Origin of the sequence: Actinomadura rugatobispora (assembly GCF_042656285.1) — a bacterium.
In the GTDB taxonomy this organism is placed as follows: domain Bacteria; phylum Actinomycetota; class Actinomycetes; order Streptosporangiales; family Streptosporangiaceae; genus Spirillospora; species Spirillospora rugatobispora.
This window is the reverse complement of record NZ_JBHSON010000113.1, coordinates 1-15,036: the sequence shown is the minus strand read 5'-3', so window position 1 is coordinate 15,036 and position 15,036 is coordinate 1. Positions and strand designations below refer to the sequence as shown.

The following is a 15,036-nucleotide window of genomic DNA, read 5'->3' as shown; positions in this document are numbered from 1 at the left end:
CTCCCGGGGGTGTCGTCTCGGTGCACGGGGTCACCCTCTCCTGACCGCGGACAGGTCCGGCTGGTTGTTCGCCGCGGGAGTGAAACCGGTGAGGTCCGAGCGCAGCCCGTAGGCGGTGGTGAGCGCGGCGGGGAAGATCCCCACCGCGTCGGACCAGATGATCCGGCAGGCGCGCCCGTACAGCTCCGCGCGCCGCCCGCCGTCGGCCTCCCTCCCGGCCGCGGCGAGGATTCCGTCGAGCTCGGGGTTCCTGTAGCCCATCCGGTTCGCCTTGGAGGTGTAGAGGCGGCCGAGGGTGAACGCGGCGTCCCCGGTGGTGACGGTGTTGGTCTGCAGCTCCATGTCCCAGTCCAGGACGTTGAGGCGCTGCAGCCACTGGGCCTTCTCGATGCTCTGCGGCCGTACGGTCACCCCGATCTCCGCCCAGGAGGAGATCATCGTCTGGGCGAGCTCGCGGGCCAGCGGCCCGGTCGCGTCGAACCACATCATCGAGGTGGTGAACCCCTCGCCGAGCCCGGCGTCGCGGAGCGCCCGCCGCGCCGCGCCGGGGTCGTGGGCGTACGGCGGCTGCTCGGCGTACCCGAACACGGTCGGGGGGATCGGCGCCCGCATCCGCTCCGCGCCCGCGCCGAACAGCCGGCCGACGATCTCCTCCAGGTCCAGGGCCTGGCACATCGCCCGCCGCACCCGCGGGTCGGTGAACGGCCGCCGCCCGCAGTGGAACCACGTCAGGTAGTACGTCCAGCTCGGCACGGTGCGGACCGACACCCCGCCCGCCCGCACCTCGGGGAGCTGGTCGGACGGCACCGGCCACAGCAGGTCGACCTCGCCGTTGCGCAGCGCCGTGATGGCGCTGGAGGTCTCGGCGATGTAGGGCATCGACACCCCCGGCAGCGCCGCCGGCCCGTTCCAGTACCCGTCGAACCGCGCCAGCTCGACGCTGGTCGAGGGGGTGAAGCCGGTGACGCGGAACGGGCCGGAGCCGATCGGGCGGCGCTTCTGCGCGGGGTCGGCCACCAGCCGCTCCGGGACGATGAACAGCAGCGTCAGGTTGACCGGCAGCGTCGCCATCGGCCCGTCGGTCTCGAACACCACCGTGTGGTCGCCGTCCGCCCGCGCCGACGTCACCGCGGCCCACAGCGAGCTCTGCGCCGACTTCACCGACTGCGTCCGCTTCAGGCACGCCACCACGTCCCGGGCGGTCAGCGGCGTGCCGTCGTGGAAGCGCACCCCGCCGCGCAGCTCGAACACCCAGGTGGTGTCGCCCTCGCGCCGCCACCGCGCGGCCAGCCCCGGGACGAGGCGCTCCCCGTCCCGGCGGACCAGCGTGTCGAACACCAGCCGCTTGACGATCAGCGACGCCTCGTCCACGGCGGTGCCGGCGTTGTAGGGGTCCAGGTCGGTGACCGGCTGCCCGAACGCGGCGCGCAGCGACCCGTCCGGCGCGGACCCGCCGCCGCCCGCCGCGCCGCAGCCGCCGGCCAGCACGCTGGAGGCGGCCAGCCCGGCGAGGGCGAGGAACTCGCGCCTGCGCATCACCATGGCCGCACCTCAGCTCTTCAGCGCGAGATAGATCATCACCTTGGCGGCCGCGGGCTCGTCGTTCTCGCCGGGCTTCCCGCCGGCCTGCACGGTGCCCTTGAGGCGCAGCCACCCGCCGAACTCCGCGGAGGTCCAGGTGGCCAGGTCCCCCTCCAGCTCCCGCGCCGCGTCCAGGTCGCACCAGTGCAGGCCGTCGGGGGAGACCTGGGTGGTCACCCGCAGCCGGACGCCGGGCTCGGACCGTTCCAGCGTCCGGACGAACCAGCGCGCCTCGGCGGCCCACGCCACCTCGTACGGCTCGGTCGCGAACTCGCCCGACAGGGTCCGGTTGCGCTCCAGGACGGCGGTGAACGACTGTCGCATGCTCGAAGAACTCCTGCTCATCGCCGCGCTCACCAGTCCACCGAGATCAGGACCGAGTCCAGGTACAGGAAGTTGCGCACGTCGGTGTGGGTGCGGACGGAGACGTAGAAGTTGAGCAGGTTCTGCAGCGACCCGTACTCCTCGTCGTAGGGCGGCACCGGCACGTCCCGCATGTCGTAGACGGTGTCGTTGAGCTGCAGCTCGATGTTGGAGCGGGTGTCCGTGTCGATCAGCCAGCGCAGGTAGTGCCAGTTGACCTTGGTCGGGACCTCGTTGTAGCAGAGCTCCTGAGGCCCGCCGAACGGCTTCCAGTCGTCCCGGCCGGGCGCGGTGAAGTCGGCCGTGGGCGGCAGCTTGAGCTTGCCCTCGAAGTGCTCGCGCGGGGTCGGCTCCGGCACGGTCGGGTAGATCCACTCGCGGCGCGGCCGGTTGTCCAGGTCGGTGTTGAGGTAGCGGGCCACGCAGTGGTAGCGGACGCCGTCGCAGATGTCGGTGGCGACGGTGAACGCGCCGAACTGGTTCTCCGACGGGTGGAAGTTGGCGTCCCATTCGCCGCCGCCCGCCTTGCTCGCCGCCTGGTTCTCCGCCGAGGCCGCCTCGGTCTTGAACGTCAGGTACGTCTCGAACTGCACCCGCCCGCGCCCGGCCATCGTGAGCCGCCGGATGGCGACGCCGGTGTGCCCGGCCAGCGGGCGGGTGGCGACCTTCAGCGCGTACGTGCCGGACATGGCGCCGTGCGTGCCCACGTCGAAGAAGTTGCACGAGCTGAGCTGCGGGGGCCGGAAGTCGCGCATGTGGTCGTCGACGGTGTCGAGGTTCCCGTGCCCGTCGTAGTTGCCCAGCAGTTCGATCCAGCCGTGCGTGCCGGTGTTGAAGTCGTCGTGCACGAGGATGCGCCTGAGCGGGTTGAACCGGGACAGGGCCGGGTCGGCGTGCCGCAGGTCCGCGGTGAGGGAAGAGGGGCCGCCGGTCATCGGGTCACCGCCAGCCGGACGGTGGTGTGCGTCAGGTTGTGGTCGGAGCGGAGCAGGTCCCAGGCGGCTCCGGACTGCGCCGTGGTCTGCGGGACGAGCGTCCACTGCCGCACCGGGGTCCCGGCCTTGACGTAGACGTGATCGATCTTGTCGCCCTTGGGCAAGGGGATCTTCCCTCCGTTGAACGAGGCGTACTCGGTGCCGTGGCGCCGCTGAGGCGGGGCCAGGTCCAGCGCGTCGGCGTACCCGGCGTCGGCGAACGCGTCGTGCGCGCTCGCCCCGTCCTCGCGGGTCGCCGAGTTCATGTCCCCGGCGAACACGATGGGCAGCCGCCGGGTGGCCGGGTTGTCGCGGGTGAGGTGCTCGGCGGTGCGCCGGGCGTCGGCGTGGCGGACCTGGTCCCAGTTCTTGGTCCAGCCGTTGGGGTCGGTGGCGCCGTTCCTGCGGAACTCCAGGTGCATGTTGACCACCACGAACCGCGCGCCGGTGCGGCGGTCGCGGAGGGTGTTCCAGGTCATCGTCTTGCCGTAGATCTCGGTGGAGTCGGGCAGCCAGAGCAGGTCGTGCGGGAGCGGGCGGCCGGAGTCGTCCAGGTGGGAGAAGCGGCGGGCGTCGTAGTAGGTGAACCGTCCCGCACCGGACTTCAGCGGGTAGCCGTCCACCGGATGCCGCGTCCCGGCGTAGTCGGCGGGGGCTTCGGCGTAGCCGCGCAGCCGCATTGCCTCGGTCAGCGGCGCGCGGAAGGACTCGACGTCCACGCCGGGCTGGCTGGGCGTGGCGTTGTTGCCGATCTCCTGGGTGACCACGACGCCGGCCCGGGCGCGGGCGATGTCGTCCGCGACCTGGGCGGCGCGGCCGCCGGCCCAGGGCCGCAGCTTGGTCGCGCAGTCCCGGCCGATGGTGTCCACGCACTCCCGGGTGCTCGGCAGGCAACCGTGCCCGCAGGTGTTGTAGCTGGCGATCCGCACGTCGATGCCGCGTCCCGGGCCGGCGGCGTGGGCGGTCGCGGGCTGCAGGAGCGCGGCGGCGGCCGCGGCGGGGAGCGCGCAGGCCAGGAGCACGGACGCGGTGCTCGCGGGTGACCGGGGGGCGGTCGTCATCCGGGGACGCCTTTCTGTTGCCTGGCTCACATTAACGTTCACGTTAGCGTTGAGAATGATCCCCGGAGCGGAGCGCTGTCAAGTCTGGAATCGGATTCGGTGCTTCTGTAGGATCCCGTTCCGTCCTCGACCGGGGACGCGACCGGGCACCCGACCGAGGAGCCGCGCGATGGCCCAGCCCCATGACGCCCCCTCCGCCCGCGAGCTGGTGGAGGCGGTACGGGAGTTCCTTGAACGCGACGTGCTCGGCGCACTGGAGGGCCGCACCCGCTTCCACGCCCTCGTCGCGGTGAACGCCCTGTCGATCGTCGAGCGGGAGATGGCGGAGGGCCCCGCCCAGGCCGAGCGGCACCGCGCTCGTCTGGAGGCCCTTGGCTACGCCGACGACGCGGCGCTGGCGGCGGCGATCCGGGCGGGCGAGACCGACGGGCGCCACGCCGAGGTCAAGGCGGCGCTGACCGAGGCCGTCCGCGACAAGCTCCTGGTCGCCAACCCCCGCCATCTCGCCACCTGACCCGGCCCGGACCCGCCGCGCACGCGCGAGGGCCCGGCCACCGCCTCGCGGTGACCGGGCCCTGCCCCCGGCTCGTGCCGCGCCGGGGGATCGTGCCGGGATCAGGTGCTGCTGGTCAGCTCCAGGTCCTTGACCTTGGGGTCGCCCTCGTCGGCCGTGTAGTCGGTCGCCCGGGTCGCGTCCTCGCCGTCGGCGAGCTTGGCCGCGCGGCAGACGAACGTCCCGGCGACCGCCACGACCAGGTTGACGGCCAGGGCCAGCATGCCCACGTACACCGTCATCTTGGTGTCCAGGCCGAGCTCGCTCAGCTTGTACGCCGAGCCGCCGAAGTGCTCCTTGCCCTTGGCCGGGTTGGGGATCTGGTACAGCATCCACAGACCGGCCAGCAGGCCCGCCGCCCAGCCGGCGACCAGGGCGCCGCGGTGGAACCAGCGGGTGACCAGGCCCAGCGCGACCGCCGGCAGCGTCTGCAGGATGATCACGCCGCCGATCAGCTGGAGGTCGATGGAGAACTCGGGGTCCAGCAGCAGGATGCAGGCCACCGCGCCGACCTTGACCAGCAGCGAGACGATCTTGCTGACCGTGGCCTCCTGCTTGTCGGTGGCGTCCTTGCGGATGTACTCCTTGTAGATGTTGCGGGTGAACAGGTTCGCCGCCGCGATCGACATGATCGCCGCCGGGACCAGCGCGCCGATCCCGACCGCCGCGTAGGCCACGCCGGTGAACCAGTCGGGGAACATCTTGTCGAACAGCAGCGGCACGACGGTGTTGGTGTCGGCCTTGCCGTCGGTGGTCACCGGCGTCACCCCGGCGGCGATCGCCATGAAGCCCAGCAGCGCGATCAGGCCGAGCACGAAGCTGTAGGCGGGCAGCGCCGACATGTTCCGCTTGATCACGTTACGGTTCCTGCTGGCCAGCACGCCGGTGATGCTGTGCGGGTAGAGGAACAGCGCCAGTGCCGAGCCCAGTGCCAGCATCGCGTAGTTGAGCTGGTTGGTGCCGTCCAGCAGGATGCCGTCGGACGGCGCGGGCGTCTTCTCGAACTTGGCCTGCGCCGCGCCGAAGATGTTGTCCCAGCCGCCCAGCCGGGACGGGATGTAGAGCACCGCCACGATGATCACCAGGTAGATCAGGATGTCCTTGACGAAGGCGATCAGCGCCGGCGCCCGCAGCCCCGACTGGTAGGTGTAGGCGGCCAGGATGGCGAACGCGATGACGATCGGCAGGTGGCCGTGCACGCCCATCGCCTTCAGCACCGCCTCGATCCCGACCAGCTGCAGCGCGATGTACGGCATCGTCGCCACGATCCCGGTGATCGCGACGGCCAGCGCCAGGGTGGGCGAGCCGAACCGGGCGCGGACGAAGTCGGCCGGGGTGACGAAGCCGTGCACGTGCGACACCGACCAGAGCCGGATGAGCACCAGGAACACCAGCGGGTAGACCACGATGGTGTACGGCACCGCGTAGAAGCCGGCGGCGCCCGCGCCGAAGACGAGGGCGGGGACGGCGACGAAGGTGTAGGCGGTGTAGAGGTCGCCGCCGATCAGGAACCAGGTGATCCAGCTGCCGAAGCTGCGGCCGCCCAGCCCCCACTCGTCGAGGCTGTCCATCGTGTCCGGCCGGCGCCACCGGGCCGCGACGAAGCCCATCCCGCTGACCAGCAGGAAGAGCACGGTGAAGATGATCAGTTCGGGGATGTGGTCGGACACGTCAGCCCCGCTTCCTGGTCGCGCGGTAGACGATCACCGTGCAGGTCACGCCCAGCGGGATGAACAGGAACTGGATCCAGTAGAAGGCGGGGAAGCCGGCGATCCGCGGCTCGTCACGGTTGAACAGGAAGGTCAGCAGGGGGATCAGCACCGGAACGATCAACAGCCAGTTCCAGGGGCTGCGGTCGGAACGCCGCGGCTGCGGCGGTTCCTGGGAGCTCGAGGCCAACAGGTCCTCCTCGTCGCGCGGGCCGCCCGGATCGCGGTCCGGCCCGGTCACAGGGGTGAAAACTGCGTGAGCCTACCCCGACCGGGATCACAAGGGGATATCGGTGACGGCACGACTTGGGTGGATCGTTCCATCCACACCGGGTCGAAAAAGGGACGACTGACCTGGGGTTTCGTCGCCAGGACCGGAAGGCGTGCCGCGTGGTGCGCGCCGTGCCGTTACCTGGCCGGGGATCAGACCGTGCGGTCGGCGGAGGTCTTCGGCTCGTGCCGGACGTCGCCGGGGGAGTTCAGCTCCCGCGTCCAGGCGGCGAACTCCACCAGGATCCCGTCGGGGTCCTTGAAGTAGATCGACCGCACGAAGACCCCGTCGTGCGGCTCGGGCGCCACGCCGAACTCGCTGTCGTCGTGGTTGAGCAGGGTGCCGACGTCGACGCCCTTGGCGATCAGCCGGTCCCGGTACTCCTCGATCCGCTCCGGCGGCACGTCGAAGGCGATGTGGTTCATGGATCCGACCGCCGAGAGCAGTTCGCCGCGGTCGGGCAGGTTCCGCGGGGCCGACACCCCCGGCACCGGCTCGGGCGCGTCCGGGAACCAGAAGAAGGCCAGCGCGTTCCCGCCGCCGCAGTCGAAGAAGAAGTGCTGCCCCCAGCCCATCGGCAGCTCGATGGTCTTGATCAGCGGCATGCCGAGCACGCCCTGGTAGAAGTCCACCGTCCGCTTCATGTCGCTGCACACCAGCGCCAGGTGGTTGACCCCGCGCAGCTCGAACTCGGTGTTCTCCCTGCCCGCGCTCGTCATGGGAGCCGGCCCCCGTTCCGTAAGCGAACCCTTGCGCTCTCATGATGGCAAGGTCCGCCGCTGATGCAAACCCTGGGGCGACACGGCGGGCGGCGGCTTGGCCCATGGCCCCGCCTGCGGGTACGCTCTCCGCATGCGAACCGTGACCCGCCCGCGCCGGTGGTGGTGGCGCCGCTGAGGCGGCGCCGGTTCGAGCTGTTCCGACATCCAGGCGACCGCCCTCACCCGGCGGTCGTCCCGTGTTCGCGGCGGCCCCGGGCAGAGGGCCCGATCTTGAGGGGCCACCGCGGTGGAGACCGTCCCAGAACGATCGCAGTGCAGCGAGTTCACGACGGCCGGGGGAGTACGGGTGACCCGTACGGCGACACCGGTCGATTCCGAACGCAGGTCCGACGTGCTCAACGACCTCGTCGCCGCCCTGGGCGAGCGGCGGGGCGGCGTGCTGAGCTCCGGCATGGAGTATCCCGGCCGCTACAGCCGCTGGCACATGGCCTACCTGGACCCGTGCCTGGAGATCGTCGCGCGCGGGCGCACGGTCACCGCCCGGGCGCTCAACGGCCGGGGCCGGGTGGTGCTGCCCGCGATCGCGGCCGTCCTGCGCGCGGTGGGGGAGGCGCGGGCCGACGAGCCGGGCTCGGTGCGGGTGCACGTGCCGCCCGCCGAGGGGTTCTTCCCCGAGGAGGAGCGCAGCCGCCAGCCCACCGTCTTCAGCGCGCTGCGCGCCGTGATCGACCTGTTCCGCTGCGACGATCCGCACCTGGGCCTGTACGGGGCGTTCGGCTACGACCTGTCGCTGCAGTTCGAGCCGCTGCGCACCCGGCTGGAGCGTTCCGCCGACCAGCGCGACCTCGTGCTGCACCTGGCCGACGAGATGATCGTGGTCGACCGCAAGCGGGAGACCTCGCACCGGATGTCCTACGACTTCGAGGTGGACGGGGCGAGCACCGCGGGACTGTCCCGCGAGACCGAGCCGACGCCCGCCCTCGAGCCCTCCGCCGCCGCCGAGCTGCCCCCGCAGCCGGTCCCCGGCGTGTACGCGCAGATGGTCCGGGACGCCAAGGAGAAGTTCGTCCGCGGCGACCTCTTCGAGGTGACCCCCGGGCACGCGATGTCCGCCCGCTGCGACTCGCCCCCGGCGTTCTTCGAGCGGCTCCGCGAGACCAACCCGGCGCCGTACGAGTTCCTGTTCAACCTCGGCGAGGGCGAGCACCTGGTCGGGGCCTCCCCGGAGATGTTCGTGCGGGTCGGCGGGGACCGGGTGGAGACCTGCCCGATCGCCGGGACGATCCGGCGCGGCGCCGACGCGCTGGAGGACGCCGAGCAGATCCGCACGATCCTGTCCTCGGCCAAGGACGAGTCGGAGCTGACCATGTGCACCGACGTGGACCGCAACGACAAGTCGCGGATCTGCGTGCCGGGCAGCGTCCGGGTCCTGGGGCGGCGGCAGATCGAGCTGTACTCGCGGCTGATCCACACCGTCGACCACATCGAGGGGCGGCTGCGCCCCGGCTTCGACGCGCTCGACGCCTTCCTCACCCACATGTGGGCGGTCACGGTCACCGGCGCCCCCAAGACCTGGGCGATGCAGTTCATCGAGGACCACGAGGACACCCCGCGCCGCTGGTACGGCGGGGCGGTCGGGTTCGTCGGCTTCGACGGGTCGATGAACACCGGGCTCACGCTGCGCACCGCGCAGATCAAGGACGGGATCGCGACCGTCCGCGCCGGAGCCACCCTGCTGTACGACTCCGACCCCGACGAGGAGGAGCGGGAGACCCACCTCAAGGCGAGCGCGCTGCTGGGCGCGCTGGCCGAGTCGCAGGCGTCCGGCGTGCAGGACGACGGCGCGCGGGACGGCGCCGCCGCCGCGCCCGGCGGCCCGGAGGGGGAGCGCGCGGGGGAGGGCCTGAAAGTCCTGGTCGTCGACCACGAGGACTCCTTCGTCAACACCCTCGCGGACTACTTCCGCCAGGAGGGCTGCGACGTGGTCACGCTCCGGCACGGCTTCCCGGTCCCGATGCTGGACGAGCACGCGCCCGACCTGGTCGTGCTGTCGCCGGGGCCGGGCCGTCCGGAGGACTTCGCCACCGGCGCGCTGCTGGACGCCCTCGACGAGCGCGCGCTGCCCGTCTTCGGGGTGTGCCTGGGGCTGCAGGCGATGGTCGAGCACGCGGGCGGCGAACTGGCGCTGCTGCCCGAGCCGTCGCACGGCAAGCCGGGACGGGTCAAGGTGGCGGGCGGGGCGCTGTTCGAGGGCCTGCCCGACGAGTTCACCGCGGCCCGCTACCACTCCCTGCACGCCACGCCCGATCAGGTGAAGGGCTTCCAGGTCACCGCGCTCACCGGGGACGTGGTGATGGCCATCGAGGACCCGGCGCGGCGGCGGTGGGCGGTGCAGTTCCACCCCGAGTCGATCCTGACGGCGACCGGGCGGGCCGGGCACCGGATCGTGGCCAACGCGCTGCGGCTGTGCGGGGAGCCCGCCGCCACCCCCTAGCGTTATAACAAAACGGTAATTTCGGACATCCGTTTCGGCAAGGCCGTTTCATGGTCGCGGGGCCGGGGACCCCGCGACCATGCTTACCTTGCTGTGGCTCATCGCGGTGGCCCTGATCATCGCGGGTATCTATGTCATCATCGCGCGACGCGAGCTGATCTTCGGCATCGTCCTGATCGTCCTCGGCTTCCTGGTGGGGCCGGGCGGCGTCAGCATCTTCAATCCCTGACCTCCGCCCCCTGACCTGTCCCGCGTCCGCCGGAAAGGCTGACGCGGGCTGTCAGGTTTCGCTGCCAGCATCGTCCCCATGAGCCAGAACACGACCGAGAACACCCTTGACGGCGACCGGCGGGAACGCCCGCTGGCGGGAAAGATCGCGCTGGTCGCCGGCGCCACGCGCGCCGCCGGGCGCGGCATCGCCGTGGAGCTGGGCGCCGCCGGCGCCACCGTCTACGCCACCGGCCGCACCACCCGCGAGCGGCGCTCGGAGATGGACCGTCCCGAGACCATCGAGGAGACCGCCGAACTGGTCACCGCGGCCGGCGGCGAGGGCGTCGCCGTCCCGGTGGACCACCTCGACCCCGACCAGGTGACGCGCCTGGTGGACCGGATCGACGCCGACCACGGCCGCCTCGACGTCCTGGTCAACGACATCTGGGGCGCCGACCACCTCACCAAGTTCGACACCAGGCTGTGGGACCTGCCGCTGGAGGACGGGCTCCGGCTGTTCCGGCTGGCGCTGGACACCCACGCCATCACCAGCCACCGCGCCCTCCCGCTGCTGATCAGGAACCCCGGCGGGCTGGTCGTCGAGATGACCGACGGCACCGCCGAGACCAACGCCGCCTACCGCTGGCAGAACGGCTTCTTCTACGACATCGCCAAATGGGCGGTGATCCGCATGGGCCTGGCCCTGTCGGAGGAGATCAAGGGGCACGGCGGCACCGCGGTGTCGCTGACCCCCGGCTGGCTGCGGTCGGAGGCGATGCTGGAGCACTTCGGCGTCACCGAGGACACCTGGCTGGAGGGCACCCGCGTCAACGAGCACTTCGCCATCTCCGAGTCGCCCGCGTTCGTCGGGCGGGCGGTCGCGGCCCTGGCCGCCGACCCCGACCGGGCGCGGTGGAACGGGCAGTCGCTGTCCAGCGGCGGGCTGGCCCAGGTGTACGGCTTCACCGACGCCGACGGGAGCCGTCCCGACGCCTGGCGCTACATCGCCGAGGTGGAGTCGGCCGGCAAGCCCGCCGACGTCACCGGCTATCGCTGACCGGGCGTCACGGCCCCTCGCCTCTCGCTTCGCCTCCCTCCGCGCGGGGGCCGTGCCGCGGCTCCCCGTAGAGGGCGGCGATGCGGGCGGCCGTCCCGGCGATCTCGGCGCGCAGTCCGGGCGGGTCGAGGATCTCGATGTCGGCGCCGAGCCGCAGCAGCTCGGAGCGGGCCACCTCGGCGGACTCGATCGGCAGCGTGGTGACCACCCAGCCGTCGCCGTCGGGCTCCCCGGCCGCCTCCGCGGCCCGCCGCGCCGCGTACGGCTCGACCGCGTACCGCAGCGCCCGCAGCCCGGCCGGGCTGAGCCGCACCGTGATCTCCTCGCGCAGCATCGCCCGCAGGAACGCCTCGGCCTGCACGGACCAGTATCCGGGCAGGTCGAAGTCCGCGTCGCGGTCGAAGAGCTCCCCGGTCGGGACCAGGTCGGACATCCGGTCCACCCGGTAGGTGCGGTGGCCCTCGCGGTGCCGGTCGCCCACCCGCGCGACCAGGTACCAGGTGCCGCTCTTCAGCACCAGGCCGTACGGCTCGGCGGTCCGCTCGGCCGCCCGGTCCCGGTCGCGGCGGTAGCGGAACCGGACGATCTCGTCCCGCCACACGGCCCGGGCCAGCTCGCGCAGCACCGGCGGCGGGCCGGAGCGGCCGAACCAGCCGGGGGCGTCCAGGTGGAAGCGCAGGCCGGCCCGCACGGGGGCGTCCCGGAGCGCGGCCGGCAGCGCGGCCAGCACCTTCAGCTCCGCCGCGGCCACGGCGTCGGCGAGCCCGAGGTCCTCGGCCGGCCCGGGCAGCCCGGACAGGAACAGCGCCTCGGCCTCCTCCCGGCTGAGCCCGGTCAGCCGGGTCCGATACCCGCCGACGAGGCGGTAGCCGCCGCGGCGGCCCTGCTCGGCGTACACCGGGACGCCCGCCGCCGACAGCGCCTCCACGTCCCGGTACACGGTCCGCTCGGAGACCTCCAGCTCGCGGGCCAGCTCGGCGGCCGTCATCCGCTCCCGCGACTGCAGCAGGAGCACCAGTGAGATCAGCCGGGACGCGCGCATACGGCCATTCTGACATTGTTGTGTTAGATAACGCCGGATGTCCTATCGCGCGCCCGGACACCGCTGTTAGCGTCCCCGCGTGTCCACAACGATCAACGATCTGCACGCGTTCATCGACGCGCTCCCGAAGGTCGAGCTGCACGTCCACCTGGTCGGCTCGGCGTCGGTCCCCACCGTCCTGGAACTGGCCCGCCGCCACCCCGGGGGTCCGGTGCCCACCGGCGAGGAGGAACTGCGGCGCTTCTACGAGTTCCGCGACTTCCCGCACTTCGCCGAGGTCTACCAGGCGGTCAACGCGCTGGTCCGGGAACCGGAGGACGTCGCCACCCTGGTGCTCGGCAGCGCCCGCGACCTGGCCGCGCAGAACGTGCGTTACGTGGAGCTGACCGTCACCCCGCACGCCCACCGGCTGGTCGGGATGCCGCCCGCCGCGGTCACCGAGGCGCTGGACATCGCGGCCCGGCGGGCGCGCGAACTGCACGGCGTCCAGATGGCCTACATCTTCGACGTCCCCGCCGACCTGCCCGGGGACTTCGTCGGCGGCACCCTCGACCAGGCCCTCGAGCATCCCCCCGAGGCGCTGGTCGGGTTCGGGCTGGCCGGGATCGAGCAGGCCCGCGCCGGGCACACCGACGCGATCCGCGACGCGTTCCGCGCCGCCCGCGCCGCCGGCCTGCGCAGCCTCCCGCACGCCGGGGAGATGACGGGCCCGGAGACGATCTGGGAGGTCGTGGAGGGGCTGGGCGCCGAGCGGATCGGGCACGGCCTCAGCTGCGTCCGGGACCCGAGGCTGGTGGCGCACCTGCGCGAGACCCAGATCCCCCTGGAGGTGTGCCCGACCTCCAACGTGTGCACCGGGCAGATCCCCGACGTGGCGTCCCATCCGCTGCCCCGCATGCTGGAGGAGGGGCTGTTCGTCACCCTCAACAGCGACGACCCGCCCATGTTCGACACCACGCTGACCGGGGAGTACCGGGTGGCGGCCGACACCTTCGGGCTCGGCCGCGCAGACCTGGCCGCCCTCGCCCGCAACGCCGTGACCGCCTCCTCGCTGGACGAGGCGGGCAAGCGGGCGATCAACGCCGACATCGACGCGCTCCTCGCCGCGTGACCGGCCCCGCCCCCGCGTCCGCCTCCGGGCCCGCCTCCGGGCCCTCCTCCGGGTACGTCTACGTGGCCGACGCCGACCCCGGCCGCATGGCCGGGGCGGAGGCGGGACGCCGGGTGGCGAACCCCGACCCCGAGCCGCCGTACATCGTCGCCACGCGCTCCCTCGGCGGCCTCACGGTCTGGAACTGGCCGGGCCGGCTCTTCCGGGTCGAGGTCGTCCCGCCCGAGGACGAGCGCTGGCGGGAGCGGATCGACCGGGCCAACGCCGAGCTGGTCCCGGAGGCCGGCTACACGCGCGCCATGTCGGTGGACGTCGTCGCGGAACTGCCCGTGTCGGCGCTGTTCGGCCCGCACGGCGAGCGGGTCGCCGAGGTGATCGAGGCGACCCGCGGGCTGACCCAGGAAAGGGCCGAGCGGCTCGCGTCCGCGCGCCACCCCGGCGCGGGCGAGGCCTACAGCGCCGCCTGGGACCGCTGGCTCGCCGCGCAGCCCAACCCCGGGCCCTACCTGGGCACCCCGCACGAAGGGGTCACGGCGATCCCCGGCGCCCGCGCCATCGGGACCGCGGCGTCCCCCGTCGGGTCGGGGTTCACGGCGGTGTACCGGATGGCGTGGCTGGCCGCCCGGTCCCGAGGGCGCCCGGGAATCGCCGTGGTCGTCGAGGACGGCGAGACCGAGGAGTACTTCGAACCGCCCTGGCGCCGCGCCTTCCTCGCGGCGGTCGAGGCGGCGATGGCCTTCGGGGCGCCGCACCTGGTGGAGGGCGGCGAGGCGGGCGTGCTGACGGCCGCGTGGGACGCCGCCGTCACCGGGGATCGCTGACCCCGGCCGGCCCGGGCCGATCAGCCCCAGGCGAGCTTGCGCCAGGGGCTGCCGGGATCGTCCAGGAGCATGCGGTGGACGGCGACCGACCGCTCGTACCACTCGCCGAACTCGTCGTCGTCGAACCGCAGCATCCGGCCCAGCGTGTACCCGGCGGAGAACTCCGCCCACGACCCGTACGTCCGGCGGGCCCGGTCCCCGGCGATCAGCACGCACTTCTCGGCCTCGTCGGCGGCGCAGTACCCGGCGTTGCGCCCCCAGCGCGCCATGTTGACCGCGCGGCCGAAGTCGTAGCCGTACACGCTGCCGATCCGGCCGTCGGGGGCCAGCGCCCCGTCGGCCCGGAACCGCGCCTCGTACCGCAGGACGCGCGTGGACAGCTTGATCAGCGCGGTCGTCGTGTCCGTCGAGATGTCCTTCTCGCCGCACCACACGGCGATGGCGTCCTGCCAGGCGTACTCGTCGTCGCCCCGGCGGCGGCGGTCGAGCACGGCCTGGATCGCCGGATCGCTGTTCTCGGCGGCCAGCAGCGCGTCGATCTGCTCGCGCCAGCCGTCGTGGTCGGTGACGCCCCAGCTCTGGGCCAGCCGCTCCTTGGTGCCGGCGGGGTCCTCGTCGCCGCCGTCGGCCAGGTTCCACGCCACGCCGTTACCGGTCGCCAGGTGCGCGCCGACCGCCAGCGCCCCCGCCAGCCGCCCCCACGACGGCACGTCCGGATCGGTGACGATCACGTCGTGGTCCCGGTCGGGGCGCCGCTCGGCCTCGGCCAGGATCACCGCCACCTGACGGTGGACGTCCCCGGCCGGGTCGACCGAGGCCAGCAGTTCGCGGATCGCCGGGACCGCGGCCCGGTGCCCCATCTCCCTGATCGCCAGCCGGGCGGCGTGCAGCGCCGCGCGGTCGGCCCGCCGGTGGTCCTGGACGGCCCGGAACCCGCCCATCGCCGCCAGCGCCCTGCCGCGCGCCTCCGCCGGCAGGCCCGCGCCCGCCAGCACGTGCGCCGCCTGGCCGTCCAGCACGGCCCGCGCGTCGCCCGCCAGCGCGGGCAGGCCCGCGGCGGCGGCCTC

At 72.9% G+C, this 15,036-nt stretch carries 15 protein-coding genes; 6 read left to right on the top strand and 9 right to left on the bottom strand.

Annotation, left to right across the window (positions count from 1 at the left end; translation table 11 throughout):
- Positions 1–30 precede the first annotated feature (30 nt).
- From ACFPZN_RS48235 to ACFPZN_RS48220, 4 genes are read right to left on the bottom strand one after another with little or no spacing between them, the layout of a single operon-like run.
- Positions 31–1,542, bottom strand: coding sequence for an ABC transporter substrate-binding protein (locus ACFPZN_RS48235; RefSeq protein WP_378290495.1), 1,512 nt, complete (start codon positions 1,540–1,542; stop codon positions 31–33).
- A gap of 9 nt (positions 1,543–1,551) precedes the next feature.
- The gene (locus ACFPZN_RS48230) at positions 1,552–1,905 is read right to left on the bottom strand and encodes a hypothetical protein (protein WP_378290493.1); all 354 of its coding nucleotides are present in this window, start codon (positions 1,903–1,905) and stop codon (positions 1,552–1,554) included.
- A 29-nt stretch (positions 1,906–1,934) separates the two neighbouring features.
- A complete protein-coding gene (locus ACFPZN_RS48225) occupies positions 1,935–2,879 on the bottom strand; it encodes a DUF6772 family protein (protein ID WP_378290491.1) in 945 nt (314 codons plus the stop codon).
- Positions 2,876–3,979, bottom strand: a complete 1,104-nt coding sequence (locus tag ACFPZN_RS48220) for an exonuclease/endonuclease/phosphatase family protein (protein ID WP_378290489.1) — start codon at positions 3,977–3,979, stop codon at positions 2,876–2,878. The genes ACFPZN_RS48225 and ACFPZN_RS48220 overlap by 4 nt, the downstream gene beginning before the upstream one ends.
- A gap of 169 nt (positions 3,980–4,148) precedes the next feature.
- Here ACFPZN_RS48220 and ACFPZN_RS48215 point away from each other — a divergent pair, with 169 nt between their 5' ends.
- Positions 4,149–4,493: a DUF6285 domain-containing protein gene (locus tag ACFPZN_RS48215; RefSeq protein WP_378290487.1), complete on the top strand. Its 345-nt coding sequence runs from the start codon at positions 4,149–4,151 to the stop codon at positions 4,491–4,493.
- 101 nt (positions 4,494–4,594) lie between these two features.
- On the opposite strand, the gene mctP is transcribed toward ACFPZN_RS48215, so the two are convergent.
- From mctP to ACFPZN_RS48200, 3 genes are all read right to left on the bottom strand, one after another.
- Positions 4,595–6,202, bottom strand: coding sequence for a monocarboxylate uptake permease MctP (gene mctP / locus ACFPZN_RS48210; RefSeq protein ID WP_378290485.1), 1,608 nt, complete (start codon positions 6,200–6,202; stop codon positions 4,595–4,597).
- A gap of 1 nt (position 6,203) precedes the next feature.
- Positions 6,204–6,431, bottom strand: a complete 228-nt coding sequence (locus ACFPZN_RS48205) for a DUF3311 domain-containing protein (RefSeq protein ID WP_378290483.1) — start codon at positions 6,429–6,431, stop codon at positions 6,204–6,206.
- Positions 6,432–6,664: 233 nt separating this feature from the next.
- Positions 6,665–7,231 (bottom strand): VOC family protein, encoded by a 567-nt coding sequence (locus tag ACFPZN_RS48200; protein WP_378290481.1) that lies wholly within the window; start codon positions 7,229–7,231, stop codon positions 6,665–6,667.
- Positions 7,232–7,580: 349 nt separating this feature from the next.
- On the opposite strand from ACFPZN_RS48200, the gene ACFPZN_RS48195 reads away from it, so the two are divergent.
- The 3 genes from ACFPZN_RS48195 (at position 7,581) to ACFPZN_RS48185 (ending at position 10,995) form a co-directional block, all read left to right on the top strand.
- Positions 7,581–9,728, top strand: coding sequence for an anthranilate synthase component I (locus ACFPZN_RS48195; RefSeq protein WP_378290479.1), 2,148 nt, complete (start codon positions 7,581–7,583; stop codon positions 9,726–9,728).
- A gap of 79 nt (positions 9,729–9,807) precedes the next feature.
- Positions 9,808–9,957: a GPGG-motif small membrane protein gene (locus ACFPZN_RS48190; protein ID WP_378290477.1), complete on the top strand. Its 150-nt coding sequence runs from the start codon at positions 9,808–9,810 to the stop codon at positions 9,955–9,957.
- A 78-nt stretch (positions 9,958–10,035) separates the two neighbouring features.
- The gene (locus ACFPZN_RS48185) at positions 10,036–10,995 is read left to right on the top strand and encodes an SDR family oxidoreductase (protein ID WP_378290475.1); all 960 of its coding nucleotides are present in this window, start codon (positions 10,036–10,038) and stop codon (positions 10,993–10,995) included.
- A gap of 7 nt (positions 10,996–11,002) precedes the next feature.
- On the opposite strand, the gene ACFPZN_RS48180 is transcribed toward ACFPZN_RS48185, so the two are convergent.
- Entirely contained in the window at positions 11,003–12,037 is a 1,035-nt protein-coding gene (locus ACFPZN_RS48180) for a helix-turn-helix transcriptional regulator (RefSeq protein WP_378290473.1), read from the bottom strand.
- A 79-nt stretch (positions 12,038–12,116) separates the two neighbouring features.
- Here ACFPZN_RS48180 and add point away from each other — a divergent pair, with 79 nt between their 5' ends.
- Together add and ACFPZN_RS48170 are read left to right on the top strand one after the other, a co-directional pair.
- Positions 12,117–13,148, top strand: a complete 1,032-nt coding sequence (add, locus tag ACFPZN_RS48175; RefSeq protein ID WP_378290471.1) for an adenosine deaminase — start codon at positions 12,117–12,119, stop codon at positions 13,146–13,148.
- Entirely contained in the window at positions 13,145–13,969 is an 825-nt protein-coding gene (locus ACFPZN_RS48170) for a hypothetical protein (RefSeq protein WP_378290469.1), read from the top strand. The genes add and ACFPZN_RS48170 overlap by 4 nt, the downstream gene beginning before the upstream one ends.
- Before the next feature lie 20 nt (positions 13,970–13,989).
- Here ACFPZN_RS48170 and ACFPZN_RS48165 read toward each other — a convergent pair.
- On the bottom strand, positions 13,990–15,036 hold a 1,047-nt coding region (locus tag ACFPZN_RS48165; RefSeq protein ID WP_378290467.1), incomplete at its 5' end, for a DUF1266 domain-containing protein.

What these genes read in the sequence shown, in the direction of transcription:
- ACFPZN_RS48220 (WP_378290489.1), bottom strand. Translation starts at nt 3,979, where the DNA reads ATGACGACCGCCCCCCGGTCACCCGCGAGCACCGCGTCCGTGCTCCTG.
- ACFPZN_RS48200 (WP_378290481.1), bottom strand. Translation starts at nt 7,231, where the DNA reads ATGACGAGCGCGGGCAGGGAGAACACCGAGTTCGAGCTGCGCGGGGTC.
- ACFPZN_RS48185 (WP_378290475.1), top strand. Translation starts at nt 10,036, where the DNA reads ATGAGCCAGAACACGACCGAGAACACCCTTGACGGCGACCGGCGGGAA.
- ACFPZN_RS48180 (WP_378290473.1), bottom strand. Translation starts at nt 12,037, where the DNA reads ATGCGCGCGTCCCGGCTGATCTCACTGGTGCTCCTGCTGCAGTCGCGG.
- ACFPZN_RS48235 (WP_378290495.1), bottom strand. Translation starts at nt 1,542, where the DNA reads ATGGTGATGCGCAGGCGCGAGTTCCTCGCCCTCGCCGGGCTGGCCGCC.
- ACFPZN_RS48190 (WP_378290477.1), top strand. Translation starts at nt 9,808, where the DNA reads ATGCTTACCTTGCTGTGGCTCATCGCGGTGGCCCTGATCATCGCGGGT.
- ACFPZN_RS48230 (WP_378290493.1), bottom strand. Translation starts at nt 1,905, where the DNA reads ATGCGACAGTCGTTCACCGCCGTCCTGGAGCGCAACCGGACCCTGTCG.
- ACFPZN_RS48215 (WP_378290487.1), top strand. Translation starts at nt 4,149, where the DNA reads ATGGCCCAGCCCCATGACGCCCCCTCCGCCCGCGAGCTGGTGGAGGCG.
- ACFPZN_RS48225 (WP_378290491.1), bottom strand. Translation starts at nt 2,879, where the DNA reads ATGACCGGCGGCCCCTCTTCCCTCACCGCGGACCTGCGGCACGCCGAC.